This is a genomic window from Bacillus sp. JJ1521, from assembly GCF_036965165.1.
Classification (GTDB): Bacteria; Bacillota; Bacilli; order Bacillales; family Bacillaceae_L; genus Ferdinandcohnia.
This window is the reverse complement of the sequence record NZ_JBALOX010000225.1, coordinates 305-1972: the sequence shown is the minus strand read 5'-3', so window position 1 is coordinate 1972 and position 1668 is coordinate 305. Positions and strand designations below refer to the sequence as shown.

At 41.0% G+C, this 1668-nt stretch carries 2 protein-coding genes; both read right to left on the bottom strand.

Annotation, left to right across the window (positions count from 1 at the left end; translation table 11 throughout):
* The coding region (locus tag V7147_RS22985) for a thiamine pyrophosphate-dependent enzyme (RefSeq protein ID WP_335370126.1) at nucleotides 1–479 on the bottom strand (479 nt) is incomplete at its 3' end.
* Between the two features lie 82 nt (nucleotides 480–561).
* A partial coding sequence (gene lpdA, locus V7147_RS22980) for a dihydrolipoyl dehydrogenase (RefSeq protein ID WP_335370125.1) occupies nucleotides 562–1668 on the bottom strand: 1107 nt, incomplete at its 5' end.

Sequence of the window (1668 nt, the reverse complement as noted above, 5' to 3'; positions counted from 1 at the left end):
CCCTGATTCGATGAACCTTCACCGAACGTTACAAATGTAACTAAATCCTTTCCTTCCATTCTTCCACCAAGGGCCACACCTACTGCATGTGGGACCTGTGTCGTTACTGGAGAAGAACCTGTTACAATCCTATTTTTCTTTTGTCCAAAGTGACCAGGCATTTGACGTCCGCCTGAATTCGGGTCTTCTGCCTTTGCAAATCCAGACAGCATTAATTCCTTCGCTGTCATTCCGAATGTAAGAACAACCCCCATATCGCGGTAATAAGGCAATACATAATCTTTGTCACGGTCAAGCGCAAACGCTGCTCCTACTTGTGCCGCTTCTTGCCCTTGGCAGGAAATTACGAATGGAATTTTTCCAGCACGATTTAATAGCCACATTCTTTCATCTATTTTTCTAGCTAACAGCATTGTTTCATACATTTCAAGAACTGCTTCATCACTTAATCCCAATGCATGATGACGATTATCGGTCATGAAAATACCTCCCTAAAAAATCTAAATATACGTAAGTTTGGACAACCCCGCATAGTAACAAAATATTAAATGAATGAAAAACTTATGCGTGTATTGCCTTTCCATCTACGGCTAAAGCTGCTTCGCCAATTGCTTCTGATAAGGTTGGATGTGGATGGATAGTATTGGCAATCTCCCATGGTGTTGCATCTAGTACTCTCGCTAAACCAGCCTCTGATATCATATCTGTTACATGTGGTCCAATCATATGAACTCCTAGTAAATCATCTGAAGACTCATCAACAACAAGTTTTACAAATCCATCAGACTCACCAAAAACAAGTGCTTTTCCGATGGCTCTGAATGGAAACTTACCTACTTTAACAGAAAATCCTTTTTCTTTTGCTTCCTCTTCAGTAAATCCAACACTTGCTATCTCAGGATTGCTGTACACACATTTTGAAACAAGAGAATAATCGATAGGTGTAGGATTTTCCCCAGCAATATGCTCAACTGCAACTATTCCCTCGTGGGACGCTACATGCGCAAGCTGAAGCCCGCCAATCACATCGCCAATCGCATAAATATGGGATTCTTTCGTCTGGAAAAATTCATTTGTAGTGATATATCCTTTTTCCAACACAATCTCTGTATTTTCAAGACCTATATTTTCAACATTCGCTTGTCGACCGACTGATACAAGCACCTTGTCTGCAGAAAAGGATTTAGCTTCACCTTTATGCTCAGCTTGGATTGTAATCCCTTCTCCTTTTTCGAGAGTCTCCGGTAAAACTTTCGCACCAGTTACAACTTTTACGCCTTTTTTCTTAAGCAAACGCTGCATTTCCTTTGAGATTTCATGATCCTCTGTTGGAAGAATTCGATCAGCGTATTCAAGTACGGTTACATCTACCCCGAAATCGTGAAGCATTGATGCCCATTCAATGCCGATCACGCCCCCTCCAACGATGATTATTGATTGAGGAAGGCTATCCATTTGAAGGGCTTCGTCAGAGGTTAAAACATAATCCCCATCAATTTCAAGTCCAGGTAATGACCTTGGTCTCGACCCTGTTGCAATAAGGACGTTTTTAGGAATCAACATTTCATTTTCTTCACCATTGTTCATCTCAACGGAAATGGTTCCAGGTATTGGTGAAAAAATAGACGGTCCTAAGATTCGTCCAAAGCCTTCAATGACATCAATTTT